General features: G+C 62.5%; 30 protein-coding genes. 20 read left to right on the top strand and 10 right to left on the bottom strand.

Annotated features, from left to right (window positions below):
- Positions 1–20 precede the first annotated feature (20 nt).
- Positions 21–491, top strand: coding sequence for a hypothetical protein (locus tag AC1DYC_RS06140; protein ID WP_477404777.1), 471 nt, complete (start codon positions 21–23; stop codon positions 489–491).
- A 90-nt stretch (positions 492–581) separates the two neighbouring features.
- On the opposite strand, the gene AC1DYC_RS06135 is transcribed toward AC1DYC_RS06140, so the two are convergent.
- Complete coding sequence (locus AC1DYC_RS06135; RefSeq protein WP_477404775.1) at positions 582–2,459, bottom strand: L,D-transpeptidase family protein; 1,878 nt, start codon at positions 2,457–2,459, stop codon at positions 582–584.
- 218 nt (positions 2,460–2,677) lie between these two features.
- Positions 2,678–3,424 carry a 3-oxoacyl-ACP reductase family protein gene (locus tag AC1DYC_RS06130; RefSeq protein WP_477404773.1) on the bottom strand — a complete coding sequence of 249 codons (747 nt, stop codon included), beginning with the start codon at positions 3,422–3,424 and terminating at the stop codon, positions 2,678–2,680.
- A gap of 100 nt (positions 3,425–3,524) precedes the next feature.
- Here AC1DYC_RS06130 and AC1DYC_RS06125 point away from each other — a divergent pair, with 100 nt between their 5' ends.
- Positions 3,525–4,133, top strand: a complete 609-nt coding sequence (locus tag AC1DYC_RS06125; RefSeq protein ID WP_477404771.1) for a TetR/AcrR family transcriptional regulator — start codon at positions 3,525–3,527, stop codon at positions 4,131–4,133.
- 66 nt (positions 4,134–4,199) lie between these two features.
- Positions 4,200–4,595, top strand: a complete 396-nt coding sequence (locus AC1DYC_RS06120; protein ID WP_477404770.1) for a rhodanese-like domain-containing protein — start codon at positions 4,200–4,202, stop codon at positions 4,593–4,595.
- Between the two features lie 9 nt (positions 4,596–4,604).
- Here the strand turns inward: AC1DYC_RS06120 and AC1DYC_RS06115 are convergent, their stop codons facing one another.
- Positions 4,605–5,516, bottom strand: coding sequence for an alpha/beta hydrolase (locus tag AC1DYC_RS06115; RefSeq protein WP_477404768.1), 912 nt, complete (start codon positions 5,514–5,516; stop codon positions 4,605–4,607).
- Positions 5,517–5,564: 48 nt separating this feature from the next.
- Between AC1DYC_RS06115 and AC1DYC_RS06110 the strand changes: the two genes are divergently transcribed.
- Positions 5,565–6,017, top strand: a complete 453-nt coding sequence (locus AC1DYC_RS06110; protein WP_477404766.1) for a MarR family winged helix-turn-helix transcriptional regulator — start codon at positions 5,565–5,567, stop codon at positions 6,015–6,017.
- A 94-nt stretch (positions 6,018–6,111) separates the two neighbouring features.
- Positions 6,112–7,245, top strand: a complete 1,134-nt coding sequence (locus tag AC1DYC_RS06105) for a TolB family protein (RefSeq protein ID WP_477404764.1) — start codon at positions 6,112–6,114, stop codon at positions 7,243–7,245.
- A 34-nt stretch (positions 7,246–7,279) separates the two neighbouring features.
- Here the strand turns inward: AC1DYC_RS06105 and AC1DYC_RS06100 are convergent, their stop codons facing one another.
- Both AC1DYC_RS06100 and AC1DYC_RS06095 read right to left on the bottom strand, forming a co-directional pair.
- The gene (locus AC1DYC_RS06100) at positions 7,280–7,891 is read right to left on the bottom strand and encodes a pyridoxamine 5'-phosphate oxidase family protein (protein WP_477404762.1); all 612 of its coding nucleotides are present in this window, start codon (positions 7,889–7,891) and stop codon (positions 7,280–7,282) included.
- Positions 7,892–7,963: 72 nt separating this feature from the next.
- The gene (locus AC1DYC_RS06095; RefSeq protein WP_477404760.1) at positions 7,964–8,317 is read right to left on the bottom strand and encodes a gamma-butyrobetaine hydroxylase family protein; all 354 of its coding nucleotides are present in this window, start codon (positions 8,315–8,317) and stop codon (positions 7,964–7,966) included.
- A gap of 202 nt (positions 8,318–8,519) precedes the next feature.
- On the opposite strand from AC1DYC_RS06095, the gene moaA reads away from it, so the two are divergent.
- From moaA to AC1DYC_RS06025, 14 genes are all read left to right on the top strand, one after another.
- Complete coding sequence (gene moaA, locus AC1DYC_RS06090; protein WP_477401336.1) at positions 8,520–9,515, top strand: GTP 3',8-cyclase MoaA; 996 nt, start codon at positions 8,520–8,522, stop codon at positions 9,513–9,515.
- 159 nt (positions 9,516–9,674) lie between these two features.
- The gene (locus AC1DYC_RS06085) at positions 9,675–10,145 is read left to right on the top strand and encodes a hypothetical protein (RefSeq protein ID WP_477404758.1); all 471 of its coding nucleotides are present in this window, start codon (positions 9,675–9,677) and stop codon (positions 10,143–10,145) included.
- 118 nt (positions 10,146–10,263) lie between these two features.
- Positions 10,264–10,620 (top strand): hypothetical protein, encoded by a 357-nt coding sequence (locus AC1DYC_RS06080; RefSeq protein WP_477309754.1) that lies wholly within the window; start codon positions 10,264–10,266, stop codon positions 10,618–10,620.
- 226 nt (positions 10,621–10,846) lie between these two features.
- Positions 10,847–11,767, top strand: a complete 921-nt coding sequence (locus tag AC1DYC_RS06075) for a DMT family transporter (protein ID WP_477404756.1) — start codon at positions 10,847–10,849, stop codon at positions 11,765–11,767.
- Positions 11,768–11,771: 4 nt separating this feature from the next.
- Positions 11,772–12,404, top strand: a complete 633-nt coding sequence (gene mobA, locus AC1DYC_RS06070; RefSeq protein ID WP_477404754.1) for a molybdenum cofactor guanylyltransferase MobA — start codon at positions 11,772–11,774, stop codon at positions 12,402–12,404.
- The gene (mobB, locus tag AC1DYC_RS06065; protein WP_477404752.1) at positions 12,401–12,910 is read left to right on the top strand and encodes a molybdopterin-guanine dinucleotide biosynthesis protein B; all 510 of its coding nucleotides are present in this window, start codon (positions 12,401–12,403) and stop codon (positions 12,908–12,910) included. The genes mobA and mobB overlap by 4 nt, the downstream gene beginning before the upstream one ends.
- 218 nt (positions 12,911–13,128) lie before the next feature.
- Positions 13,129–13,911 carry an ABC transporter substrate-binding protein gene (locus AC1DYC_RS06060; protein ID WP_477309758.1) on the top strand — a complete coding sequence of 261 codons (783 nt, stop codon included), beginning with the start codon at positions 13,129–13,131 and terminating at the stop codon, positions 13,909–13,911.
- Positions 13,912–13,985: 74 nt separating this feature from the next.
- Complete coding sequence (locus AC1DYC_RS06055) at positions 13,986–14,705, top strand: ABC transporter permease (RefSeq protein ID WP_192254027.1); 720 nt, start codon at positions 13,986–13,988, stop codon at positions 14,703–14,705.
- Positions 14,702–15,523, top strand: a complete 822-nt coding sequence (locus tag AC1DYC_RS06050; RefSeq protein ID WP_477404750.1) for an ABC transporter permease — start codon at positions 14,702–14,704, stop codon at positions 15,521–15,523. Before AC1DYC_RS06055 ends, AC1DYC_RS06050 begins: the two co-directional genes overlap by 4 nt.
- 105 nt (positions 15,524–15,628) lie before the next feature.
- A complete protein-coding gene (locus AC1DYC_RS06045) occupies positions 15,629–16,498 on the top strand; it encodes an NAD(P)-dependent oxidoreductase (protein ID WP_477404748.1) in 870 nt (289 codons plus the stop codon).
- A 6-nt stretch (positions 16,499–16,504) separates the two neighbouring features.
- On the top strand, positions 16,505–17,209 hold the full coding sequence (locus tag AC1DYC_RS06040; RefSeq protein WP_477404746.1) for a DNA alkylation repair protein: 705 nt from the start codon (positions 16,505–16,507) through the stop codon (positions 17,207–17,209).
- A complete protein-coding gene (locus tag AC1DYC_RS06035) occupies positions 17,169–17,753 on the top strand; it encodes a GNAT family N-acetyltransferase (protein ID WP_477404744.1) in 585 nt (194 codons plus the stop codon). Before AC1DYC_RS06040 ends, AC1DYC_RS06035 begins: the two co-directional genes overlap by 41 nt.
- Before the next feature lie 47 nt (positions 17,754–17,800).
- A complete protein-coding gene (locus AC1DYC_RS06030; protein WP_477404742.1) occupies positions 17,801–18,370 on the top strand; it encodes a DUF3299 domain-containing protein in 570 nt (189 codons plus the stop codon).
- A gap of 110 nt (positions 18,371–18,480) precedes the next feature.
- Positions 18,481–18,729 (top strand): hypothetical protein, encoded by a 249-nt coding sequence (locus AC1DYC_RS06025; protein ID WP_477404740.1) that lies wholly within the window; start codon positions 18,481–18,483, stop codon positions 18,727–18,729.
- Between the two features lie 13 nt (positions 18,730–18,742).
- Here the strand turns inward: AC1DYC_RS06025 and AC1DYC_RS06020 are convergent, their stop codons facing one another.
- The 4 genes from AC1DYC_RS06020 to AC1DYC_RS06005 form a co-directional block, all read right to left on the bottom strand.
- Positions 18,743–19,234: an Lrp/AsnC family transcriptional regulator gene (locus tag AC1DYC_RS06020; RefSeq protein WP_006333679.1), complete on the bottom strand. Its 492-nt coding sequence runs from the start codon at positions 19,232–19,234 to the stop codon at positions 18,743–18,745.
- 144 nt (positions 19,235–19,378) lie between these two features.
- On the bottom strand, positions 19,379–19,996 hold the full coding sequence (locus tag AC1DYC_RS06015) for a uracil-DNA glycosylase family protein (protein WP_477404738.1): 618 nt from the start codon (positions 19,994–19,996) through the stop codon (positions 19,379–19,381).
- Position 19,997: 1 nt separating this feature from the next.
- Complete coding sequence (locus tag AC1DYC_RS06010) at positions 19,998–20,609, bottom strand: glutathione S-transferase (protein WP_477404736.1); 612 nt, start codon at positions 20,607–20,609, stop codon at positions 19,998–20,000.
- A gap of 63 nt (positions 20,610–20,672) precedes the next feature.
- Positions 20,673–21,296, bottom strand: coding sequence for a thermonuclease family protein (locus tag AC1DYC_RS06005; RefSeq protein ID WP_477404734.1), 624 nt, complete (start codon positions 21,294–21,296; stop codon positions 20,673–20,675).
- A gap of 75 nt (positions 21,297–21,371) precedes the next feature.
- Between AC1DYC_RS06005 and AC1DYC_RS06000 the strand changes: the two genes are divergently transcribed.
- On the top strand, positions 21,372–22,892 hold the full coding sequence (locus tag AC1DYC_RS06000) for a sensor histidine kinase (RefSeq protein ID WP_477309768.1): 1,521 nt from the start codon (positions 21,372–21,374) through the stop codon (positions 22,890–22,892).
- Between the two features lie 9 nt (positions 22,893–22,901).
- Here the strand turns inward: AC1DYC_RS06000 and AC1DYC_RS05995 are convergent, their stop codons facing one another.
- Entirely contained in the window at positions 22,902–23,900 is a 999-nt protein-coding gene (locus tag AC1DYC_RS05995) for a nicotinate-nucleotide--dimethylbenzimidazole phosphoribosyltransferase (protein WP_477404732.1), read from the bottom strand.
- Positions 23,901–24,006 lie beyond the last annotated feature (106 nt).

Genomic DNA, 24,006 nt, shown 5'->3' with positions numbered 1-24,006 from the left:
GTTGCAGGGCACGGGGGTGCATGGCGATGGTAAAGCACGTTTTGAAGCGCATCCTGATGATGTTAGCCGGCTATCTAGTGGCCGTGCTGGTCGGCCTGGTCGCCGTAGTGGCAATCTATGTCACGTTGAGTGCCCTGCCCAACGCGCCTGAGTATTTCGGTTTTGCCATCGTCACTCCGCTCGCGGCGCTAGTGGTGCCACCGCTGGGCATGTTCGTCTATTTCCTGACGATCATACTGACCGGTCTGCAGACGCTGATCTTCGCGCTGATCGCCGAATTCTTCGCGCTGCGCAATTTCCTCATGCACATGCTGTTTGGCGCTGCCGCCGCCGCCGGCGGCTTCTTCCTGATCTGGCCGGGTGCTGAGGAAAATGCGGAACGCTGGGCCGACATTGGCATCATCGCCGCCGCCGGTCTGGTCGCGGGTCTGGTCTATTGGCTGATCGCCGGCCGCGACGCCGGCTTCCGGCGCCCGCTCATCCAGCGCTGATCGCACGGAACGCGCGACCGTCTATCGTCTAAAGAAACCAAAGAGATAGGAATGGTTCCTCGTTTCGATGAACGAGGAACCATTGTGGGATCAGCTCGTCGGCGAGCGCACTGCCTCGGTTGCGTCCAGGGCCTGCATCAGCCGCGTATCGCGGTCGTAGACGTCGTTGAAATATTCGACGTTGCCGGACAGGTTCGGCCAGGCGGTAAAGTACGCGACATAGACGGGAATCTTGCGCGTCACGTCTTCGGTCGCGTGGCCGTGCTTCAGCTTCTCGGCGACGTCGTCAACCGAGACGCCGAGCACCGCCGCCGCCATGCCGCGCGGGTCCTGCAGGCGAATACAGCCGTGGCTCAATGCGCGCATGTCGCGCTGGAAGAATGATTTTTGCGGCGTGTCGTGCATGTAGATGGCGTGCTTGTTGGGGAACAGGATCTTCAACTCACCGAGCGCATTGGCTTCGCTCGGCTGCTGGCGCACGCTGTAGGGGATGTTGGCGCCGTAGGCGCCCCAATTGACCGCCGATGAGGGAACCCGCTTGCCGCGCGAATCGGTCACCTCGTAGCCGGCACGGTCGAGATAACCCGGATCGTTGCGCAGCCTGGGCAGCATCTCGTTGACGATGATCGACTGCGGCACACCCCAATAGGGATGGAAATCGACCTGCTTGATCTCCTTGAAGAAGAAGGCGGTCTGGTTGGTGGTCCGGCCGATGACGACGCGGGTCTTCAGCTTCTCCTCGCCATTGTCGATATAGCTGGCGGTGAAGGCGGGCTGATTGATGAAGACGCGCGGGCTGCCGAGATCGGACGGCATCCAGCGCAGCTCTTCCAGCGCCACCTGCACTTTCTGCAACCTGTCGGCCTTGGACGCGCCAGCCAACGTCGCGACAGTGCGCGGGCCGATGACGCCGTCGCCCTTCATGCCGGCCTTCATCTGCACGGCCTTGATGACCGGCACCAGTTCGGGAAGGTAGACGTCGCTGGTGCCGAGCCGGGACAGGATCTCGCCATAGGCGCCGCCCATCTCGTCGTCGAGATTGCGCGCGATCAGCGTCAGCAACTTCGGCAGTTCGGTACTGGTCTCGCCGGGCTTCAGCAACAGTGTCGGATCGACGACGATTTCGTTTTCGGCGCTGGCCTGCAGTGATTCCAGTTCGACGCGCAGCGCCTGGTATTCGGAGTTTTGCGGGTGGCGCGATTCGAGATAGGTGCGCACTTCCTGGGTGTGGGCGAGCGTCTTCAGCACACCTTCCATGTCGACCGGCTTCGGCGGAAATTCATAGTAGCCGGTGATGCGGTTAGGATCGACGCGGCCGCTCTGGGCATCATGGGCATAGCGCAGCACGCGCGCCGATAGCGCCATCTCGAAGCGCACGAGCTCCTTCAGATGCGCGTCGGCATCGACCGCCGATGTATTGGCTGCCGGCACCTCGACCGTGTAGTCGGCCGGCGTGAGGCCGTAGCTCGCGGCCTCGCCAAGCACCCGCACCGCATCCTGGGCGCGGGCATTCGGGTTGCCGTCGTTCACCCAGATGAAGTCCGGATTGGCCGAGTAATAGGCAATCAGCGCCTTGGCGATATCGGGCTCGGCATAGAGTTCGTAGTCGCTGAGGCCGGCAACGGCTTCGCGGAAGGCCGTGCTTGTCGCCGACGGCACAAAGGCGGCGTCCTCGGCAGTTGCCACCTGAGGGGGTGCTGCCACCAATGAAGTGAAGTCGATGCGGACCAACTTGTCGGCCTTGTAGGTGTAGTAGGACGGGCTGCTGATTTTGGTGCCACCACCCGACACTGCCGGCTTCGGCTTGCGCTTTGGCGGCGGCGGGAACTCGCCTTGCGGATTGTGCCTGACGCCACCGCCGAACAGCATGTCAAACAGGCCCTGTGCGCTTGCCTGCGGCATGCAGAAGGCCAGTGTTGCCGCCACTGCAAGCGGCATCACGGTGGCTTTATTTCCGAGGAATTTCATGAATCACCCGCTCCGGCTGCAAGCCGGCTCCCGTTCCGCGCCGCTAGACGATTTTGCCAACCGCATGGCGGATGTAAGGCGCTACTATACTGATTCATACTGATTTCGTTAATCTTCCATAAATTTCGGCGGGCCTGTTGCAGAACGGTTTCACAACATCGTGACGCCAGGAGCGGCGGCGGCGTCGCCGCCCCTCGTCGTCAAAGCAGGCTGTTGCCTCAGGCGTTGGCGCCGCCGTCGATGGTCAGCGCGGCGCCGGTGACGAAGCGCCCCTCCGGACCGGCCAGCCACGCCACCATGCCGGCGATCTCGTCGGCATTGCCGAAGCGCGGCGTCGCCATCTTCTGCCGCTGGTGTTCGGCATGCGGTCCTTCGGCCGGGTTCATGTCGGTGTCGGTCGAACCAGGGTGAACGACATTGGCGGTGATGCCGCGCGAACCGAGGTCGCGCGCCAGTGCTTTGGTCAGGCCGACCAGCGCCGCCTTGCTGGTCGAATAGGCGCTGAGGCTGGTGTCGGTGACGCGCTCCGCCAGATTGCTGCCGATCGAGATGATGCGGCCGCCCTCGCCCATGTGAGCGGCTGCCGCTTTCGAGGCAACGAACGGGGCTCTCAGATTGACCTCCATGGTTTCATCGAAGTCAGCCAGCGACATTTGTTCGATGGGAGCAGCGCGCCAGATGCCGGCGCTGTTGACCAGGATATCGAGCCGGCCAAAGGCATTGACGGCCTCGGTGACCGAACCTTCGATTGCCGCGGCGTCGCGATTGTCGGCCTGGATGGCGATGGCGCGCCCGCCAGCCGCCACGATCTCGGCAACGACCGCCTGCGCCGGCGCCTCGCTGTTGACATAGGTGATGGCGACATCGGCGCCATCGGCCGCAAGCCGCTTTGCAATCGCAGCACCTATGCCGCGGCTGCCGCCTGTCACCAAGGCTGCCTTGCCGTTCAATCCGTTCGCTGACATGTCATTCTCCTTTTCTGTAACGGTCGATACATAAATAACTGGCAACCTTGCCCGACGACGTCAAGTTAATTATGTATCGATCAACACAGAAAAGAGCGCCATGCCGGAAAGAGGCCGTCCCCGAACCTTCGATCGAACCGCCGCCTTGCGGCAGGCGATGGAGCTGTTTTGGGCCAAAGGCTATGAGGGCACTTCGATCGCCGACCTGACCGCGGCGATGGCAATCAGCTCGCCCAGCCTCTATGCCGCCTTCGGCAGCAAGGAGGCGTTGTTCCTCGAGGCGACCGACTATTACACAAGGAACGAAGGCACCGAGATCTGGTCGGCGCTGGACGAGGCGCCGACAGCATGTCAGGCAATCGAGAATTTCCTGCGCCAGACAGCCCGGGCCTATTCGCAGAGCGACCGCCCGCAAGGCTGCCTGATCGCACTCGGCGCATTGCACAAGGACTCAAGCAGCGGCGCGATCTGCGATGATCTGCGCCGCCGCCGCGCCGAAAACCACACCCTCTTGCTGCGACGGCTGGAGCGCGGTGTGGCGGAAGGCGAATTGCCGGAAAATTTCGACAGCGACGCGGCGGCGACCTTCTATGCGACGGTCCAACACGGCATGTCGATCCAGGCCCGCGACGGCGCCTCGTGCGACGCGCTGATGGCGACGGTCGCCGGGGCGATGGCAGCGTGGCAAGGGCTTGCCGGAACGGCGTGACAAAGCGCTGGCGTTGTGCTGGAAATCCGGTCAGCGGCGACAACATGCGGCCGGGAGGGATTGTTCGTGAAAAAAGGGTATCGCGAGTTACTCGATGAGGCCAATGCCGAGATCGAGGTGCTGTCGCCTGAGGAAGCAGCCGGGCTGCTCGACGACGAGGAGACCATCTTCGTCGACCTGCGCGACCCTCGCGAAGTGGAGCGCGACGGCCAGATCCCCGGCGCCAAGCATGTCACGCGCGGCATGCTGGAATTCTGGATCGATCCCGAAAGCCCATACCACAAGCCGTTCTTCGCTTCGGGCAAGAGCTTCGTCTTCTTCTGCGCCGGCGGCTGGCGCTCGGCGCTGGCCACCAAGACGGCCCAGGATATGGGGCTGTCTCCCGTCAAGCACATTCTCGGCGGCTACACCGCCTGGAAAGCGGCGGGACTGCCGGTCGAACCGGGTGGTAAGAAGAAATAATCAGTCAGGTCAGTGCAGCGATACTGTGTCTTGGTGACCGGTCACAAAGCCGACTGCGCGTTCGACGACACCCTTGTCGGCAAGAATGCGGCGGTGGCCGAGCCCGTCGGCCCAATGCAGCCGCACATGGCTGCCGGCGCCGGCATAGCGCCTGGCATGGTCAGCCGGAACCTCGCGATCGTCCGGCGCGTGGATGACCAGCGTCGGCACCGGCGCCTCGGCCAGTTGGCGGTCGCCGGTGAATTCGTTGAGCGCCCGGCCTGACAGCCGCTTCACCTGATCGGCCATCGAGATCTGCGAACGCGGGCCGACATTCAGCATGCGGCTGAAGTCGGCGAAGATCGCCGGCAAGGAACTGGGTGCTGCGACCAGCACCAGCCGCTCGGCCGCCACCGGCTGGACGCCTTTGATGGACCCGGCAATGGCGTTGGCGGCGACGGCGCCGCCAAAGGAATGGCCGACGATCGCCTTGAACGGCCCGAACCAGTCAGCGGCCACCCTGGTTGCCTCGACCGCATTGACCATGTTGAGACGACGGCCCAGCGACTGGCCGTGGCCCGGCAGATCGAGCGAGGCGACCCTGTAGCCGGCATTGCGAAAGCCTTCGATCAGCGCGCGCATATATTCGGTGCGCGAGCGCCAGCCATGGATGACCAGCACCGTGCCGGCGGACGCCCTACCCGGCTCCGGCCGGAATTCATGCACCATGACGCAGCTGGCCTTGGTCTTCAGCCGGTGATGGCGCGCCTCGGCCATGAAGCCGGCCGCGCGGTCGACCGCGCGGCGCTCGCCGTCGCTCAGCGTCTTGACGCTCGGCGTGCGGCAGAACAGTTCGAAGGCGGCGCGGCCGCTCAGACGAGGCGCCACATGCTCAGCGGCGCCGAACACGCCCCGGATGACCTTCAGTCCAAATGATGCCATAGTGGCGATCCATCCATTCCGTTCAAGCATGAACATAATAGTTCAAACATGAACATTAAACAAGAGCTGCCCTGGGACAACCCGCGTTTTCGCAACTGGGTCGCGGTGGCGCGCGCCTGCCATGTGCTGGAGCGCGCGCTGGCGGCGAAGCTGGCGCCGCTGGACCTGAAGCCGGCACAGCTCGACGTGCTGATGAACCTCTATCGCCATCCCGGCATGTCACAGCACGATCTTGCCCGCAAACTGCTGGTCGGCCGCTCCAACATCACCATGCTGTTGCCGCAACTCGAGGCGCGCGGCCTGCTCGTTCGTGAAGGCGACGAGAAGGATAAGCGCGTGCTGCGGCTGACGCTGACCGAAGGCGGCACGGAGCTGCTTATGAAGGCGCTGAAGGTGCATATGGCGCTGATCGAAAAGGCGATGAGCCAGTCGACGCCGGAACAGTGCGACATGATCGGCGAGCAGATGCGCAAGATCTACGATGTGCTGAAGGACACCTGAGCAGTCAGGGCATGATCCCGAGGAAGATCATGCTCTCGCGTGTCGTGTGAGGGCAATCGATATGCGTCTTACCCTGCGCAATTTTTCCGTGGCTGTGCTTGGCATCGTTGCGGCTCTCTGCGGCCCGGCGGCTGCACAGGATTACGCGAAATACCGCGTCCTTGACACCAAGGTGATCAAGGACATGTGGACCAGTTCCGGCCAGAAGGCGGTGCTGCTGTCGCCGGACGGCAGCCGGGTGCTTCATCTCAACGGCCGCGAGTTCTGTCTGCTGGCTCCGGCTCAGATCGGACCCTGGGCAAAAATCGCCTGCGCCCAATCCACGCCCGAAAACCGCCCGGGCGAAGCGGCCGACATGTTCTGGTCGCCGGGGGGCAGCCAGTTGCTGATGCCGACATACACCTATGGATTACAGGCTTTCCGGGATACCGACATCCGGCTTTTCGATCCGGCGACATTCAGCGTCAAGACCCTGACCGAGGACAATTTCGACGATAGCTTTCTCGACGGCAAAGGACCGGCGAACCTGGACGTCCTCGCTCATTGGATCGACGGCGACACCATCGCCTTCGTCCGCTACGCGATCCCCGACGGAGGCTACAAGCAAGGTACTTCGACGAGCCTGATGACGATCGAGGCTGCCGGCGGAGATCCTCAGCTTGCTTTCGAAATTGCCTCCAGGAGCAAATTCCGGGTTTGGGCGATGACGACGTCTGCGGATGGCAAGCAAGTCGCTTATAGCGTGGCGGACAAGGACAATGCGGACAAAGCCGGCATCTATCTGCTGACGCTCGGCGAAGCGACGCCAAAGCGCGTCGCGGCCATGCGTGACACCGGTCAGCCGGCTGGGCTCGCTTTTTCGGCTGACGGGAAATTCCTCCTGCTGCTCGGGCGAACAGCCAGCGGCATCGATGCAAAGGTTGTCGATCTTGCCAGCGGCGAGATCATGCCGGTCGATCGTGTCCAGAACCTCGTCGGGGTGGCATGGTCGCCGAACGGGTCGGCGCTGGCCTATATCACCTACGACAGAACCAACGCCGATATGCCCGGCGGCCTGTTTCTCGCCGAGGCGCCTGGCAAGCCGGCCCGGCTGCTCATCGGCGGAGGATTTTTCCCCACGGTATGTTGCGGCCAGCAGCCATTCACCTGGGCCTCGAACGACACCATGGTCATTGCGCAATTGGGCGACAAACTGGGGACGGTGCTGTTCGTGAAGTTGGGGCAATAGCGCTGCGGCATAGCCTGGCTTCCGGGAGCCCCGCTCACCACATCGTCTTCTTCGCCCGCTCCGGCCATTCCTTGTCGTAGGTCTCGGCATCGATGTTCTTGCGGCTGGTGACTTCCAGGATTGTTCCGGGCGTCGGCAGCGATTTCGGATCGACGTGGTTGGCCGGGTTCCAAAGTTCCGAGCGGACGATGGCGCGGGCGCACTGGAAATAGACCGAATCGACATCGACCACGGTGACCGAGCGCGCCGGCTTGCCTTCGACGGTGAAAGAGGCGCACAGCGCGGCATCTGTAGTGACGCGGGCGCGGCCGTTGACGCGCAGCGTCGTGCCCGAGCCCGGCACCAGGAACAGCAGCCCGACACGAGGATCCCGGATGATGTTTTTCAGCGAATCGGCGCGGTTGTTGCCGCGCCGGTCCGGCATCATCAACGTCTTCGGATCATGGATGCGCACGAAGCCGGCGAGATCGCCACGTGGCGAACAATCCAGCCCTTCCGGTCCGCTCGTCGCCAAAGCGACAAAGGGCGAGGCTTCGATGAAGGCGGCATATTCGGGAATGACATGGTCGAGTTCCTTGACCGTCGACGCTTCGCCGGGCAGGCCATAGAGCGCTTCGAGCTGTTCGACCGATGTGATCTCAGACATTTTTTCCGTCTCCGAACCTTTGCCGGCGCTACTCCAGGTCAATGACGTTTTGACGACAGCGGGAGGTCAAAACTAGCGGTCGCGGCTCAATCCCTTCTCCTGGAGTTCCGCGAGATAGGCGTTCCAGCGCTCCTCCTTTTCGTGGCCGAGCGTGTGCAGATAGTTCCAGGTGAAAATGCCGGTGTCGTGGAAATCGTCGAAGGTGATGCGCACAGCATAGTTGCCGACCGGCTCGATCTTGAGGATGGCGACGTTGCGCTTGCCGGGCACGGTCACACGCTGGTCCGGCGAATGGCCCTGCACTTCAGCCGAGGGCGAGGCGACGCGCAAAAGTTCGGCCGGCAGCTCGAACGGTCGATGATCGGGAAAGGTGACGGACAGCAGTTTTCTGTCCTTCGAGACTCTGAGTTCTTTCGGCGCCGTCATTTTTCGTCAATCCCGCATCGATCCCGCCCTTCCCTACGCTGCTTCGCGCGACCGGAAAAGGCCATTTGAACCCCGCCGACATCAGATGTCGGCCGGGGAATGTTACCAAAGATCAAGAGCGGCTATCTTGAATGGCTAGATAGTTCGTATCACATAGCCGTATATAACGGCGCCACTCGCAGCCATTGGAAACGCTTGACGCATGAACATGATCGATCCTTTCGGTCGCACGATCAGCTATTTGCGCGTGTCGGTCACCGACCGCTGCGATTTCCGCTGCACCTATTGCATGGCCGAGGACATGGCGTTCCTGCCCAAGAAAGACCTGCTGTCGCTCGAGGAACTCGACCGGCTCTGCACCGTCTTCATCGAAAAGGGCGTGCGCAAATTGCGCCTCACCGGCGGGGAGCCGCTGGTGCGCAAAAACATCATGCACCTGGTGCGCCAGCTGTCGCGGCATCTGAAGAGTGGCGCGCTGGAAGAGCTGACGCTGACCACCAACGGCTCGCAGCTTTCGCGCTTTGCCGCCGAGCTCGCCGATAGCGGCGTCGAGCGCATCAATGTTTCGCTGGACACTCTGGACGCCGACAAATTCCACGCCATCACCCGCTGGGGCCATCTCGACAAGGTCATGCAAGGCATCGACGCCGCGCAGGCGGCGGGGCTGAAAGTGAAGCTCAATGCAGTGGCGCTGAAGGACTTCAACGACGCCGAACTGCCGGAGATGATGCGCTGGGCGCATGGCCGCGGCATGGACCTCACTGTCATCGAAACCATGCCGATGGGCGAGATCGACGCCGACCGCACCGACCAGTATCTGCCGCTGTCCTTGTTGCGCGCTTCATTGGAGCGTCAGTTCACGCTGAGCGACATCCCCTACAAGACCGGCGGCCCGGCCCGCTATGTCCATGTCGCCGAGACCGGCGGCCGTCTCGGTTTCATCACGCCGATGACGCATAATTTCTGCGAAAGCTGCAACCGCGTGCGGCTGACCTGCACCGGTACGCTCTATATGTGCCTGGGCCAGGAAGATGCCGCCGACCTGCGCGCGCCGTTGCGTGCGTCGGAAGGCAACGAACTGGTCGCCGACGCGATCGACGAAGCTATCGGCCGCAAGCCGAAAGGGCATGATTTCATCATCGACCGCCGCACCAGCCGCCCCTCGGTATCCAGGCATATGAGCGTCACCGGCGGCTGATTTTTTCCGCGATTCAGTGCAAGGAGTGTCTCTCCCCTAGAGCGTTTCACCGTTTCAAGGAAACGGCGAACCGCTCTATCTCTTTGTTTTGACGCAATTCCGGACGGAAAACCGCTTCCCACTTTTCCTGGAATTGCTCTGGTTGGCTGGAGACATCGAATGAATCGTCTTTCCATTGGTTTGGCAGTTGCACTGATCGCGGCAGGCAGCGCCAATGCTGCGCCGTTCACCTACACCAATGCGCGCTTCGGCACCGTCTGCACCTTTCCCGACGATATCTTCACCGACCGCCAGCCCGAACCGGACAATGGCGACGGGCAGCAGTGGCTGAGCGCCGACGGCGCCAGCCTGATCTGCTCCGGCATCCTCAACATCAGCGACGACACGCCGAAAAGTTTTGTCGCCGAAGAGAAGGCAAGCAACGAGGCGGGCTACGAGATCAGCTACAGCAAGACCGGCAAGAACTGGGCGGTGCTGTCGGGGTTGAAGGATGGCAAGATCTTTTACGAGCGGCGCCTGTTCGGCAAGGACGGGGTCATCCGCACCGTGTGGATCGACTATCCACCGGCCGTGAAAGCGAAATACGATCCGCTGGTCGGCGCCATTGCCGGCAGCCTGAAGGCACGTTGAGCATTTTCGGACACATCCCAGAAAAAGTCTTCTGCGCAAACAGCCAGCGGATTTACCGCAAGCGTGATCGGGCCTAGCTTCCGGCCTGTAGCGGTTCTTTGTTCACTGGGGATACGACATGCGCAAACTCTTACTTTCGCTTGCAATGCTTGCGTTTGCCGCCGCGCCTGCGGCAGCACAGTCAATCGGCGGCACCTACACCGTCGCCGGCACCAATTTCGACGGCTCGAAATATGGCGGCGAAGCCACCATCACGCTGACCAGCGAGACCACTTGCACCATCCACTGGGAGACGGGCGGGTCGTCCTCGGACGGCATCTGCATGCGCAACGACAATGCCTTCTCCGCCGGCTATGTCATGGGCAAGGAGATCGGCCTCGTCGTCTACAAGGTAGAGGATGACGGCTCGCTGCACGGCCTGTGGACGATCGCCGGCAAGAACGGCAGCGGCACCGAGGTGCTGACGCCGAAATGAGGCACCTGGTCATCTGACCGGCCCTCTCGGGGGTTTGCAGGCCACGGGTGAAAATCCGTGGCCTATTTCTTTGACGTTGCTGTCTTGCCGCCTGCTGCTACAGGCTTGAGCGGGTCACCGTTTCACCGAAACGTCGAACCGCTCTATTCTTTGTTTTCACGCAATTCCGGACGGACAACCGTTTCACACTTTTCCTGGAATTGCTTTTGCAAAACCGGTAACGCCCTTGCCTCTTTCCCCAAATCTTCGCGGTGCGCTGTTCATGATGGTGGCCATGATCGGCTTCACCCTCAACGACGCCATCACCAAGTTCTCGTCGGAATCGATGAACATGGCGCAGGTCATGCTGGTGCGCGGCGCCTTTGCGTCAGTGCTTGTCGGCCTGCTTGCCTGGCAGCAAGGCGCGCTGGCTCGCCCGGGCTCGATGCTGCAGCCGCTGGTGGCGCTACGCGTCGTCAGCGAGGCCGGCGCCACCGTGGCCTTCCTCGTTGCGCTGGCACATTTGCCGATAGCCAATGTCTCGGCGGTGCTGCAGGCGCTGCCGCTGGCGGTGACGATGGGCGCGGCCCTTGTGTTCGGCGAAGGCGTCGGCTGGCGGCGCTGGCTGGCGATCGCCGTCGGTTTCGGCGGCGTGCTGATCATCGTGCGGCCGGGTTTCGAAGGATTCAGCGTCTATTCGATATACGCACTCGTCAGCGTCGCCTGTTGTGCGGTGCGCGACCTCGCCACCAAGCGCATCCCGCAGGCGATCCCGACCTTGCTGGTGTCGACGGCAACCGCAATCGCCATGACCATTGTCGGCGCCGTGCTGCTATCGCCGATGGGCGGCTGGACGCCGATGTCGGGCAAAGGCACGGCGCTGCTGGCGCTGGCGGCTGTGCTGGTGCTGATCGGCTACCAGTTCATCATCATGGCGATGCGTTCGGGCGACATCTCCTTCATCGCACCGTTCCGTTACACCGCCTTGCTGTGGTCGATCCTGCTCGGCCTCGGCATCTTCGGCGATATCCCTGACCTGCCGATGATCGTCGGCTCGGCCATCATCATCGGCTCCGGCCTCTACGCCCTCTATCGCGAGCGGGTCGTCGGTCGCCAAAAGCCAGCCGCCGAAAGCGCTGGACCCAACATGGCGCCGGACGGCATATAGGGCCATGAGCCGAGACATTGCAGGGATCATCCTGGCCGGTGGCCTGTCACGGCGCATGGGCGGCGGCGACAAGACCTTGCTCGCCCTTCGCGGGCGTCCGCTTCTCGACCATGTCGTTAGGCGCCTGGCGCCGCAGGTCGGATCGCTGGTGCTGAGCGCCAATGGCGATCCGGCGCGCTTTGAGGCCGTCGGACTTCCAATTCTCGCCGATACGGTGGAAGGCTATGCTGGACCGCTGGCCGGGATCCTCACCGGTCTCGAATGGGCAGCGGCAAATACCGCCTGCAAATCCTTGGTGACGGCCGCCGGCGACACGCCGTTCCTGCCGGCAGATCTGGTCGCAAGGCTGGCCGAAGCTGTAGCCAGGCGGCAGAGCTCGATCGCGGTCGCCAGTTCCGGCGGCAGGCGGCATCCGACCTTCGCGCTGTGGCCGCTCGGGCTGCGTCAGGCCTTGCGCCATTTCCTGGTCGACGAGGACAACAGGCGGGTCTCCGCCTTCATCGAGCGCCATGATTTTGTCGAGGTGGAGTTTCCGTTGCTGGCCGCCGGCGGCGATGAGATCGACCCATTCTTCAACATCAATGTTGCCGACGATCTTGCGGTGGCCGAACGTCTGTTGCAGAGCATCGGGCCATGAGCAGACGCGTCTTCGGCATCACCGGCTGGAAGAATTCCGGCAAGACCACACTGACCGAGAAGCTGGTCAGCGAGCTCGTCCGGCGCGGCTGGACGGTATCGACGGTCAAACATGCCCATCATGAGTTCGACATCGACAAGCCGGGCGCCGACTCCTTCCGCCATCGCCAGGCGGGGGCCACGGAAGTCGCGGTGGTGTCGGGCGTGCGCTGGGCGCTGATGCATGAATTGCGCGCAGAGGACGAGCCGACGCTGGAGACGATCCTGTCGCGGCTGGCACCGTGCGACATCGTGCTGGTCGAAGGCTATAAGCGCGAGGCGCACAAAAAGATCGAGACCCGGCGCCTGGAGGCCAAGGACCGCTCGCCGCTCTCGGCAAACGACGGGCATATCGTGGCGATCGCCGCGGACTTCGAAATCATCGGCGAAAGCCTGCCGGTGTTCGATCTCAACGACGCGGGAGGGATAGCCGACTTCATCGAGCGCGCCACCGGCCTCAAACCCTGAGGCCCCTGCCCGAGCCCGGCTCAGCCGGTCTCTCCAGCGGTTTCATTTGTCTAACCCGGCGTCAGCATTGGCTGGAGCCGCAAATCCCGCAAGCAACGGTTTTACAGTTGCTTTTCTCCCGAAAACAGTGGGAGTATCGCGCCAGCGGGCGGTCAAAAGCACCGCCCCACAAGAGCCGTTTCGGAACGACGGCCGGGAGCCATAAAGAGAGGACTATCATGCGTATTGCACTGCGTATCGCGCTCGCCGCATCGGCTGCGCTGCTGACGCTCGGCGTCGCCCAGGCTCAGGAAACCCTGAGGATCGGCACCGAAGGCGCCTACCCCCCCTTCAACAATCTGACCGCCGATGGCCAGCTCGTCGGCTTCGACATCGACATCGCCAAGGCGCTCTGCGACGAAATGAAGGTCAAATGCACCTTCGTCGCCCAGGATTGGGACGGCATCATCCCGGCGCTGCAGGCCGGCAAGTTCGACGCCATCGTCGCCTCGATGTCGATCACTGCGGAGCGTAAGGAAAAGGTCGACTTCTCCAACAAATACTACAACACCCCCTCGGCGATCGCCGTGCCGAAGGACTCGACCCTCAAGGGCGTGACCAAGGAAGATCTGGCCGGCAAGACCATCGGCGTCGCCACCACGACCACGCATTTCAACTATGCCTCGAAAACCTACACCGACAGCACGGTCAAGGGCTATCCGAGCAGCCCCGAGGAGCAGGCCGATCTCGCCAATGGGCGTCTCGATGCGATCGAGGACGATATCGTCGTCTTGCAACAGTTCCTGGATTCGCCTGAAGGCGCCTGCTGCAAGATTCTCGGTCAGCCCTCGCCGCAGCCGGTCGAGATCTTTGGACCGGGTGCCGGCATCGCCGTGCGCAAGGGCGAGACGGATCTGGTCAAAAAGCTCAACAGCGCCATCGACGCCATCCGCGCCAACGGAAAGTACAAGGAAATCAACGACAAGTACTTCAAGTTCGACGTCTTCGGCGCCGAGTCCTGATCACCTGAAACAAGGCGGCGGGGGAAATTTCTCCTGCCGCCTTGGCCTGACAGAAGTGGAGACAAGACCCGTCAATGCCAAGCCAGAACATATGGATACTTCTGAGTTGGGGACCCGATGGCTGGATTGACGATATTGCCTATGGCGCACTGGTTACCATTGCGCTTGCGCTGGCGACGCTGCCCATCGGCCTGACGATCGGCTTTTTCGTCGCCTGGGCCAAACAATCCGATGAACCGTCGCTGCGGCTGGCAGCCAACATCTACACCACCGTCTTCCGCGGCCTGCCGGAACTGGTGACGCTGTTCCTGTTTTTCTTCGGCGTGCCGATCCTGCTGCAGCATCTCGTGCGATATTTCCGACCCGACGCGACCATCGACGTCAACAGCTTCGTCGCCGGCATGATCGTGCTGTCGCTGATCTTTTCATCCTATGCCAGCGAGGTGTTTCTTTCAGCCTTTCGCGCCATTCCAAAAGGTCAGTATGAGGGCGGCTATGCCATCGGCCTGTCGAATTGGCTGACCATGCGCAAGGTGATCTTGCCGCAACTCCTTCGCATCGCGTTTCCGGGACTTGAGAACTGCTGGCTGAGCCTGCTCAAGGATACGTCGCTGGTGTCGGTCGTTGGCCTCGCCGAGACGCTGCGCAATGCCTACACTGCTGCCCGCGTTACCAAGCACGCGTTCTTGTTTTATGGCGTTGCGGCCATGGTCTTCCTTGGTCTGGCCGTCGTTTCATCGTTTGCCACCAGCGCGATCCTGCGCTCGCTCGGCCGGCGGGAGGCGCAACGATGAGCGTCACCGCCGCCTTGGTCGAACGGCCGCCGCCACGGGCACGCGGCTGGCCGCGCAGCCGTGTCATCGGCTATGCGATGGTCGGTTTCTGGATTCTGTTCGGCCTCGGCATCGTCAGCTATCTGATCTTTGCCTGGAACGCCGACTTCTTCGCCAAATATGCTCCGGCCTATCTAAAGGGCCTTCAAACCACGCTGCTGCTGGTCTGCATATCGATGGTGCTCGGAGCGATCCTGTCGGTGCCGGTCGCTTATGGGCGCATGTCCAGCAACCGGATCCTGTCCGGCCTCGCCTATTGCTATGTCTATTTCTTCCGCGGTACGCCGCTGCTGGTCCAGACCTATCTGGTCTACTACGGGCTGGGATCGTTCAGGGCTGAGCTTCAAACGGTCGGTCTCTGGGATTTCTTCAAGGACGCCTTCAATTGCGGTGTCTTTGCCTTCGCACTCAACACCGCCGCCTATCAGGCCGAGATCCTGCGCGGCGCCATCGAGAGCGTGCCGAAAGGCCAGTGGGAGGGTGCTGCTTCGCTCGGCCTGCACAAGCTGCAGACGCTGCGCAAGATCATCCTGCCGCAGGCGTTGATCGTCGCCTTGCGTCCCTATGGCAACGAGTTGATCCTGATGGTCAAGGCTTCGGCAATCGTCGCCATCATCACCGTCTACGACTTGATGGGTCAGGCCAAGCTTGCCTTTGCCAACTCGTTCGACATCCAGGCCTATATCTGGGTCGCTCTCGTCTATCTGGTGATGGTCGAGATCTTGCGCCATGGCGTTGAATGGATCGAACGCCGGATCACAATACATTTGAAGCGTTGACCGGCCGGCTGCACCAGTCGATCGGCTCATGCGCGTCTTGACGAATTGCGCGCAGGGCCTAGAGCTTTGCGCGGACAATTTCGCTTCCATCTGAAGGGCAAATCTATGGCATCTGTGGCATTTCTCGGTCTTGGCGTGATGGGCTATCCCATGGCCGGGCACCTCAGGAACAAAGGCGGCCACGACGTCACCGTCTACAACCGCACAGCGGCGAAGGCCGAGCAGTGGGTGGCTCAGCATGGCGGCAAGCTTGCCTTGACGCCGGCTGAGGCGGCCGAGGGCCAGGATTTCGTTTTCTCCTGCGTCGGCAATGACGACGATCTGCGCTCGGTGACGACCGGAGCCAAGGGCGCCTTCGCCGCGATGAAGAAAGGTTCGGTGTTCATCGACAACACCACCGCTTCGGCCGAAGTCGCGCGCGAACTGGCCGAAGCTGCTGAAAAGGCCGGCTTTTCCTTTCTCGACGCGCCGGTCTCCGGCGGCCAGGCCGGTGCCGAAAACGGCGTACTGACGGTGATGGTCGGCGGCGACCAGGCTGCCTTCGACAAGGCCAAACCGGTAATCGACGCCTTTGCCCGCATGGTCGGGCTGATGGGGTCGTCGGGCGCCGGCCAGCTCACCAAGATGATCAACCAGATCTGCATTGCCGGACTGGTGCAGGGCCTGTCCGAAGGCATCCATTTCGGCAAGAAGGCCGGGCTCGACATCGAGAAGGTGATCGAGGTGATCTCCAAGGGCGCTGCCGGCTCCTGGCAGATGGAGAACCGCCACAAGACGATGAATGCCGGCAAATATGATTTCGGCTTCGCCGTCGACTGGATGCGCAAGGACCTCGGCATCTGCCTCGATGAAGCCGACCGCAATGGCGCCAAACTGCCGGTGACCGCCCTCGTCGACCAGTTCTACAAGGATGTGCAGGCGATGGGCGGCAAGCGCTGGGATACGTCGTCCCTGCTGGCGCGCCTGGAGAAATAGGCTGGGATGGCCGAGCTTTCGCCCCAATCGAGCGCCGACGACATCGTCGCCCATTTGCGCTCGATCGGCTCGGAGGACAATCGCCGCGGCATGCTGCGCTATGGCATTAAGATCGAGCGCGCGCTCGGCATTTCGCATGGCATGCAGCGGCAGATCGCCAAAAAGATCAAGCACAACCATGAACGAGCCTTCGAGCTTTGGCAGACCGGCATCATGGAGGCGCAGTTCATCGCATCCGTCACGGCCGACCCGAAGCGCTTTTCCGCAGCGGATGCAAGGCAATGGGCGGCATCCTTCGATTCCTGGGATATCGTCGACGGCGTCTCCGATCTCTTCGTCGACACCGACGCCTGGAAGGAGTTGATCGAGGAATTCGCGGCCGACGAGCGGGAGTTCGTTCGACGCACGGCTTTTGCCATGATGGCCTGGTCCGTCGTACACCGGAAGCAAGAGCCGGTCGCGACCTTCCTCGGCTTCCTGCCGATCATTGAAGCGCATGCCACCGACAGCCGCAATTTCGTGAAGAAGGCGGTAAACTGGGCGCTTCGTTCGATCGGCAAGCGCTCGATGGAGATGCACGGCGCTGCCCTTGCCACGGCGCAGAAACTCGCTATGTCCCCAGACAAGACAGCGCGCTGGATCGGCAAGGACGCAGTGCGGGAACTGAGCAATGCCAAGACGCTTGAGCGGATCGCCGCCAGAAAAGGTTGACCTGGCCAACATCCGGTTCACCGCGGTGACGCGAAAGACGCGCGCCGATTTCGAGGGCCTCTTCGAAGCGCAGGGCGGTCCGAAATATTGCTGGTGCATGGCCTGGCGGCCCCTGCCCGGCCGCCGCGAGCATGTCCAGCACGCTGAACTGAAACAGGTCATGATGGCGCTCGTCGAGGCCGGCACGCCGGTCGGCATTCTTGCCGAGCACGACGGCAAGACCGTCGGCTGGTGCTCGGTCGCGCCGCGCCAGACCTACCGCAAGCTGTCGCCGCAACAGGACGATGGCGAGACCGGCATCTGGTCGATCGTCTGCTTCTATGTGCCGAGAGCGCTGCGCGGCAGCGGGCTGGCGGCAGCGCTGCTCGACGCTGCTGTCGACCATGCCTTTGCCAAGGGTGCGCGCACGATCGAGGCCTACCCCGTCGATCAGGCCTCGCCGAGCTATACCTTTATGGGGTTTCGCGACATGTTCGCGGCCCGCGGCTTCCACGAAATCGGCATGGCCGGCTCTCGCAGACATGTGATGCGGCTCGAGCGTTGACGCCGCTGGCCACGGCGTCTTTACTCCCAGCGCAAAGGAAGCGGCCGATGAGCAGACATTTCAAACCGACCCTGGCGCTTGCAGCCGCTTTGCTGGCGTCCACTACCTTCTACGCTTCGGCACAAACCGCGCACATCTTCTGGAAGGATCTGCGCCCGGCGACGCAGGCGGTGGCCGAAGATGCCAACCTGCCGATGATCGCGGCAAAACTCCCCGATCACGGCGAGACGCTGTCGCTCAATCTGCAGGACAAGACAGTACAATTAGCCGGCTATGCATTGCCGGTCGACCGCGACGGCGACCTCGTCTACCAGTTCCTGCTGGTGCCGTGGACCGGCGCCTGCAGCCACATGCCGACGCCGCCGCCGAACCAGATCGTGCTGGTCACACCGGCCCATCCCTACAAGATGTCGGAAGCCTATGAGGCGGTTGCCGTCACCGGCGCCTTGCAGCCCGGCATGGAGAAGAGCCAGTTGTTCATTCTCGACGGCGTCAGCGTCATCCAGTCCGGCTACACCGTGCGCAAGGCCGAAGTGGCGGCTGTCGACTCTGTGCCGGACGCGGTCACGCTGCCGGTCAACTCGCCCTGGACTTTCCTCAACAAAAAGAAGAACTAGGCGCCAAAGTATATGGCGTTCCAACGCAAGCTCCTAGGCCGCTGCTTAAGTTCGTTGCAATTCCGAACATAAGGCGTAGGTTTCACACGCGTTTGGAGACATTCCGACAAATGAACATGACGACCGTGAAGGAATGGTACCTCACTCTGCTGTCAAAACTGCTGAGCAAGGAGATCAAGACCATAACCAACGGCCACTTCTTGTGGGCGGCCGCAATATTTTACACCGGCCTGTTAAACGTATTCGTTTTCCCTAAACATCACGAAAACCTACATCTTATTTACGCGGCGATAGGATACCTGGTGATCATGATCCCTCTCGGCGTCGCGTTGGAGTTGTTTAGAAAGTCTCCGTCGTGATGGCCACATCCCCTCAGGCCGCATTGGCCCCGGATTCCTTGTCCAGCACCATGTAATCCAGCGGCATTTCGGTCGTGTATTTGATCTGCTCCATGGCGAAGGACGACGACACGTCGCGGATCTCGATCTTGGCAATCAGCCGCTTGTAGAAAGCGTCATAGGCGGCAATGTCGGGCACCACGACGCGCAGCAGATAATCGACGTCGCCGCTCATGCGGTAGAATTCGACCACTTCGGGAAATTCCTGGATGACTTCCGAGAAGCGCCGCAGCCATTCATGGCTATGCGAATTGGTGCGGATCGACACGAAGACGGTGACGCGCACATTGACCTTCTCGTGGTCGAGGATGGCGACGCGCCGCTTGATGACGCCCTCTTCCTCGAGCTTCTGGATTCGGCGCCAGCACGGTGTCGTCGACAGGCCGACTTTCTTGGCGACATCGGCAACCGCGAGTGTCGCGTCCTCCTGCAGGAGGCGGAGAATTTTTCTGTCGAGGCGATCCATTGAGATGCTCCCTGGTGCAGGCCGCGTTCCCTCGGGCGCGGCGCGCTTTGGGAATAGATTGGCTATATTCCCTCTTATTTCGGCCTTTCACAAGAAAGAAATTCTGCCGAATGGCACAAAAGCGAGTGATATCTTGCTTAAAGCTTAAGCAATCCGATAGCGGATTTCCGATCTCAGGAAGGGCAGCAAATCCATTTCAAACCATGGATTCTGTTTCAACCATCCTGAATTGCGCCATGACGGATGCGGCAGCGGCAGCACTTTTTGGCTGGCCGGCTTATCCCAGATCGTCCGCCAGTCCCTCACGGTTTCGGTCAACGATGACCGCCGCGCTTCACCCATATGCCAGGATTGCGCGTAGGAGCCGATCGTCAGAACGAGATCGATCTGCGGCATCAGCGCCATCAGTTGCGCGCGCCAGGCCGGCGCGCATTCGCGGCGCGGCGGCAGGTCGCCGCCCTTGGCATCCTGGCCGGGAAAGCAAAAACCCATCGGCACGATGGCGAATTTTTCTGTGTCGTAGAATTCCTCAGCGCTGACCGCCAACCAGCTTCGCAAGCGGTCGCCGGAGGCGTCAGTGAACGGCATGCCGGACAGATGCACCTTGGTGCCCGGCGCCTGGCCGGCAAGCAGGATGCGGGCGCTGGATGACGGCAGCAGCACCGGGCGCGGTTCATGCGGCAGCGGCCGTCCCACAGGATTGTCGACGCAGATGCGGCAGGCGCGGACCGTTGCCGTCAGTCGTTCGAGGTCCGCCTCCATCTCAGGCGGAGGCGCTCGGCCGGCTGGTGACGGCGCTGTACCAGCGCAGCACGTTGGTGCACTCGTCCGGTACCTTGATGCGCGCCGGTTTCATGAAATCGATGGCGATCATCCCGGTGATGTCGGCGATCGAATAGGCATCGCCGGCGGCGAATTCCCGCTTCGCCAGCTCAGCGTCGAGCAGATGCAGGAATTCGACCGCTTTCGCCTTGTTGGCCTCGCCCCATTCGGGGATCTGCGGAATTTCCCACTCCTTCATCGCCGGATGGATGTGACGAAAGGCCTGTGCGACGCAGCTGAGCAGGTTGAGCTCCATGCGCCGTTGCCACATCTCGACCTGCGCCTTGCCGAGAGCACCTTGCCCGAACATTGCCGGCTCGGGGTGCAACTCCTCAAAATAGCGGCAGATGGCGACGGATTCGGTAAGGATGGTGCCGTCGTCGAGTTCGAGCACCGGCAGCCGCTGCAGCGGGTTGCGTGAGCTGACCGGCTCCTGTTTGTGCCCCATGGCACCCATGTCGACCGGCACCAGCGGCACCTCGATGCCTTTCTCGGCGAGGAAGACCCGGACACGCCGCGGATTGGGGGCGCGGCCACCGTCGAACAGTTTCATCTCAATCCTCCCGATCTCTGCCCGCAACCACAGGGCTTGCAACTATAGGACACGGCCTGCCTCTCACCGGAAGCGAAAGATTTCGCGCAAGGCGTCACCGAGCGAAGCCAGCGTGCCGTGCCGTCTTTCGACCGGGCCTTCATGGTGGTTTTCGCGCCAGTCCTGTGGCTGGTCGAACGTGCCGGCCCAGATGCCGGCCTTGCCGGCGCGGGCAATGGCCTGCTCGGTCTCGAAATCGCCATAGGCGATGGCCCAGCCGGCCTCGACCTGGGCGCGGTTCAAATCCTTGCCGCCGGCCTTGCAGTCGCCGAGCAGGCGACCGTAACGGTCGCGCTGCCAGCCAGTGCAGGTCACCGGATTGCCCGATATCAGCCGCACCAGCGCCTGCCGCGCCAGCCTGCCGCAGGCATAGTCGGCGCCGTCCTTGCGGCAGATCTGCTGGTATTCCGGAGCATCGATGCCGCGCATGCGGATGCGCTCGGCGCCAAGGGTGAGTGAATCGCCATCGTTGACGATCGCAGCCCCCTCCGCCTTGCGCGTCTCGAAACGGTCGAGGCGCGCGGCGAGCAGGATGAGCAGGCCGAGCAGGATGATCGTCAGCGCGTAATCCAGCAGCTTGCGCCACAGGCTTCGCGGTGGCGGCGGATAGTATCGCCGGCGCGGCCTTGGCGACCACGAACGGCTCATATGGCAAACAGTCTCTTAATCATTCGAACGTAGCTTAACGAATTGAGATCGCTGCGCGCATAAATCGAAGTTTCCATGCCTCTGCTACGCTCGAACACAGCGGATAAATTCATTGTGGACCGCAGGAAACCGCACCGCAACAGCGATGTGGCGCGCGCGGTGCGCAGAACGCGCGACCGTCTTTCGCAACAGGTCGGCAATCTCGACTTCGACCGCGAGTTTCTGAAGCTGCATGCGCGAGCCATGGTGGGAGGTGCGACCGTAATTCCACTGCTGGTGCTGGCGATCGCGGCGACCGGGCTTCTGGCGGGCATGGACAAGCAGATCAGCATCTGGGCGCTGTTCACGCTGACCTGCTACTCGATCGTCGCCTTCATGGCGCGGCGCGTCGAACGCACCGATGCGGCCGAACTCGACCCTGTTCGGACCCGGCGGGATTTTCTGATCGGCCATTCGCTGTGCGGCCTCGGCTGGGCCTGGTTCGCCTGGCTCGGCTGCGCCACCTGCCAGATCGATTATTTTCCGGTGATCAAGGCGATGGTGCTGCTGCTGGCGATGGCGGCGACCGCCATTACGGCGTCGTCCCTGCGCGGCTCGCTGCTCGCCACCTTCGTCATTCCGGTGGCGGTCTATGCCTATGCCGAATCCAAACTGTGGATGTCGGTCGAGACGATGATGGTCGCACTGCTGGTCGCGGCGCTGCCGTTCTTCGCCTACGTCGCGCGCCATCTCAACCAGTCGTCGCTGATGCTGTTGTCGTTCCGCTCCGAAAAGGATGCGCTGATCGCCGAGGTCGAAACGGCGAAATCGATGTCGGACGAAGCCCGCCGGCGGGCCGAAGAGGCCAATCTGGCGAAGTCGCGCTTTCTCGCCTCGATGAGCCATGAGCTGAGAACGCCGCTCAACGCCATTCTCGGTTTTTCCGAGGTGATGGCCAATGAGGTGCTGGGGCCGATGAGCAACCCCACCTATCGCGACTACGCCCGCGACGTGCACGATTCCGGCCAGCACCTGCTCGACCTGATCAACGAGATCCTCGACCTGTCGCGCATCGAGGCCGGCCGCTACCAGCTCAACGAGGAGCCGGTGATGCTGCTCAACATTGCCGAAGATTGCTGCCACATGATGGAGTTGAAGGCGCGCAACAAGGACATCCGCATCGTCCAGGATTTCGAAAGCGCCTTGCCGCGCCTGTTTGCCGACGAGCGCGCGGTGCGGCAGATCACGCTCAACCTTTTGTCCAACGCCATAAAATTCACCGCCACCGGCGGCGAAGTTCGTGTGCGCGTTGGCTGGACGGCGGGCGGCGGCCAATACATTTCGGTCAAGGACAATGGGCCGGGCATACCGGACGACGAAATTCCGATCGTGCTGTCCGCCTTTGGCCAGGGTTCGATCGCCATCAAGAGTGCGGAACAGGGCACCGGGCTCGGGCTGCCGATCGTGCAGGGCCTGCTCGCCATGCATGGCGGCGAATTCGAGCTTCATTCCCAACTGCGCGTCGGCACCGAAGCGATCGCCATCTTCCCGCTCGCCCGAGTGATGGAGGAGTTGCCGGCGCTGCCAACCAAGGCGGTGGTTGCCCGCCGGCGTTGAGGGCCTGTTCTAGGCTTTGACCGCGAGGGCCATGCCCGAACTGGTGAGCGCGGCGGCCTTGACCAGGCCGGCGGCAAGGGCGGCCCCTACCCCCTCGCCGTGGCTGACTCCGAGATCGAACAGCGGAATGAGGCCGAGCCGCCCGGCGGCACGCCTTTGGCCGGGCTCCGGCGACAGGCTGGCCAGCAGGCAGTGATCGAGCGCGGCGGGATTGGCGACGTGCAGCACGGCCGCCGCGGCGGTCGCGGTAAAGCCGTCGAGCAGCACCGGGATTTTTTGCATCCGGGCGGCGAGGATGGCGCCCGCGATGGCAGCGAACTCGCGGCCACCGACCCGGCGCAGCGCCTCCAGTGGGTCTTTCAGAGCTGCACCGTGGAAGGCGAGCGCGGTATCGACCACCTTGGCTTTGCGCGCCTGCATCGCCGCATCGGCGCCCGAGCCGGGGCCGACCCAGTCGCCGCCGCTGCCGCCGAACAGGGCCGCGCACATGGCGGCCGCGACAGTGGAATTGCCGATGCCGAGATCGCCAAGGCAGATCAGATCGGCGCCGCCGGCAATCGCTTCCATGCCAAAGGCCATGGTGGCGGCGCAGCCGCGTTCGTCGAGGGCTGCGTCCTCGGTGATGTCGGCGGTCGCGATGTGCAGCGCCAGGTCGAACACCTTGAGGCCAAGATCGTTGGCGATGCAAACCTGGTTGATGGCGGCACCGCCGGCGGCGCACAGCTCGACGGCATTGGCGGTCGCCGCCACGGTGCGCGGCGAAATGCCGTGACGGGTGACGCCATGATTGCCGGCGAAAATCGCCACCAGGGGCCGGTTCACCGCCGGTGGCGCGCGTCCGCTCCAGGCGGCAAGCCAGGCCGCGATGTCCTCGATGCGGCCGAGCGAACCCGCCGGCTTGTCGGCCCTGGCAAACAGCGTGCGCACGCGCGCCTCGGCCGTCTCGTCAGCCGGCGGCAGGTTCGCCAGCAGATCGCGGAAATCGTCGAAAGGCAGTGCGCTGGTCATGGCCTCGGTGCTCGTCTCTTGGGTTGAAAGCGGCATAGCCGCCTTGCCCGGCCGGCACAACCATCAAGCCACAACCATCGGGCCGTGCCGCAAAAACGGCTGCCGG

This window comes from Mesorhizobium sp. P2_E7 (assembly GCF_056403855.1).
The sequence above is the reverse complement of the archived record's forward strand: the minus strand, read 5'-3'. Positions and strand labels throughout refer to the sequence as shown.

What these genes read in the sequence shown, in the direction of transcription:
- AC1DYC_RS06140 (WP_477404777.1), top strand. Translation starts at nt 21, where the DNA reads ATGGCGATGGTAAAGCACGTTTTGAAGCGCATCCTGATGATGTTAGCC.
- AC1DYC_RS06135 (WP_477404775.1), bottom strand. Translation starts at nt 2,459, where the DNA reads ATGAAATTCCTCGGAAATAAAGCCACCGTGATGCCGCTTGCAGTGGCG.
- AC1DYC_RS06130 (WP_477404773.1), bottom strand. Translation starts at nt 3,424, where the DNA reads ATGTCAGCGAACGGATTGAACGGCAAGGCAGCCTTGGTGACAGGCGGC.
- AC1DYC_RS06125 (WP_477404771.1), top strand. Translation starts at nt 3,525, where the DNA reads ATGCCGGAAAGAGGCCGTCCCCGAACCTTCGATCGAACCGCCGCCTTG.
- AC1DYC_RS06115 (WP_477404768.1), bottom strand. Translation starts at nt 5,516, where the DNA reads ATGGCATCATTTGGACTGAAGGTCATCCGGGGCGTGTTCGGCGCCGCT.
- AC1DYC_RS06110 (WP_477404766.1), top strand. Translation starts at nt 5,565, where the DNA reads ATGAACATTAAACAAGAGCTGCCCTGGGACAACCCGCGTTTTCGCAAC.
- AC1DYC_RS06100 (WP_477404762.1), bottom strand. Translation starts at nt 7,891, where the DNA reads ATGTCTGAGATCACATCGGTCGAACAGCTCGAAGCGCTCTATGGCCTG.
- AC1DYC_RS06095 (WP_477404760.1), bottom strand. Translation starts at nt 8,317, where the DNA reads ATGACGGCGCCGAAAGAACTCAGAGTCTCGAAGGACAGAAAACTGCTG.
- moaA (WP_477401336.1), top strand. Translation starts at nt 8,520, where the DNA reads ATGAACATGATCGATCCTTTCGGTCGCACGATCAGCTATTTGCGCGTG.
- AC1DYC_RS06085 (WP_477404758.1), top strand. Translation starts at nt 9,675, where the DNA reads ATGAATCGTCTTTCCATTGGTTTGGCAGTTGCACTGATCGCGGCAGGC.
- AC1DYC_RS06080 (WP_477309754.1), top strand. Translation starts at nt 10,264, where the DNA reads ATGCGCAAACTCTTACTTTCGCTTGCAATGCTTGCGTTTGCCGCCGCG.
- mobA (WP_477404754.1), top strand. Translation starts at nt 11,772, where the DNA reads ATGAGCCGAGACATTGCAGGGATCATCCTGGCCGGTGGCCTGTCACGG.
- mobB (WP_477404752.1), top strand. Translation starts at nt 12,401, where the DNA reads ATGAGCAGACGCGTCTTCGGCATCACCGGCTGGAAGAATTCCGGCAAG.
- AC1DYC_RS06060 (WP_477309758.1), top strand. Translation starts at nt 13,129, where the DNA reads ATGCGTATTGCACTGCGTATCGCGCTCGCCGCATCGGCTGCGCTGCTG.
- AC1DYC_RS06055 (WP_192254027.1), top strand. Translation starts at nt 13,986, where the DNA reads ATGCCAAGCCAGAACATATGGATACTTCTGAGTTGGGGACCCGATGGC.
- AC1DYC_RS06050 (WP_477404750.1), top strand. Translation starts at nt 14,702, where the DNA reads ATGAGCGTCACCGCCGCCTTGGTCGAACGGCCGCCGCCACGGGCACGC.
- AC1DYC_RS06045 (WP_477404748.1), top strand. Translation starts at nt 15,629, where the DNA reads ATGGCATCTGTGGCATTTCTCGGTCTTGGCGTGATGGGCTATCCCATG.
- AC1DYC_RS06040 (WP_477404746.1), top strand. Translation starts at nt 16,505, where the DNA reads ATGGCCGAGCTTTCGCCCCAATCGAGCGCCGACGACATCGTCGCCCAT.
- AC1DYC_RS06035 (WP_477404744.1), top strand. Translation starts at nt 17,169, where the DNA reads ATGCCAAGACGCTTGAGCGGATCGCCGCCAGAAAAGGTTGACCTGGCC.
- AC1DYC_RS06030 (WP_477404742.1), top strand. Translation starts at nt 17,801, where the DNA reads ATGAGCAGACATTTCAAACCGACCCTGGCGCTTGCAGCCGCTTTGCTG.
- AC1DYC_RS06025 (WP_477404740.1), top strand. Translation starts at nt 18,481, where the DNA reads ATGAACATGACGACCGTGAAGGAATGGTACCTCACTCTGCTGTCAAAA.
- AC1DYC_RS06020 (WP_006333679.1), bottom strand. Translation starts at nt 19,234, where the DNA reads ATGGATCGCCTCGACAGAAAAATTCTCCGCCTCCTGCAGGAGGACGCG.
- AC1DYC_RS06015 (WP_477404738.1), bottom strand. Translation starts at nt 19,996, where the DNA reads ATGGAGGCGGACCTCGAACGACTGACGGCAACGGTCCGCGCCTGCCGC.
- AC1DYC_RS06010 (WP_477404736.1), bottom strand. Translation starts at nt 20,609, where the DNA reads ATGAAACTGTTCGACGGTGGCCGCGCCCCCAATCCGCGGCGTGTCCGG.
- AC1DYC_RS06005 (WP_477404734.1), bottom strand. Translation starts at nt 21,296, where the DNA reads ATGAGCCGTTCGTGGTCGCCAAGGCCGCGCCGGCGATACTATCCGCCG.
- AC1DYC_RS06000 (WP_477309768.1), top strand. Translation starts at nt 21,372, where the DNA reads ATGCCTCTGCTACGCTCGAACACAGCGGATAAATTCATTGTGGACCGC.
- AC1DYC_RS05995 (WP_477404732.1), bottom strand. Translation starts at nt 23,900, where the DNA reads ATGACCAGCGCACTGCCTTTCGACGATTTCCGCGATCTGCTGGCGAAC.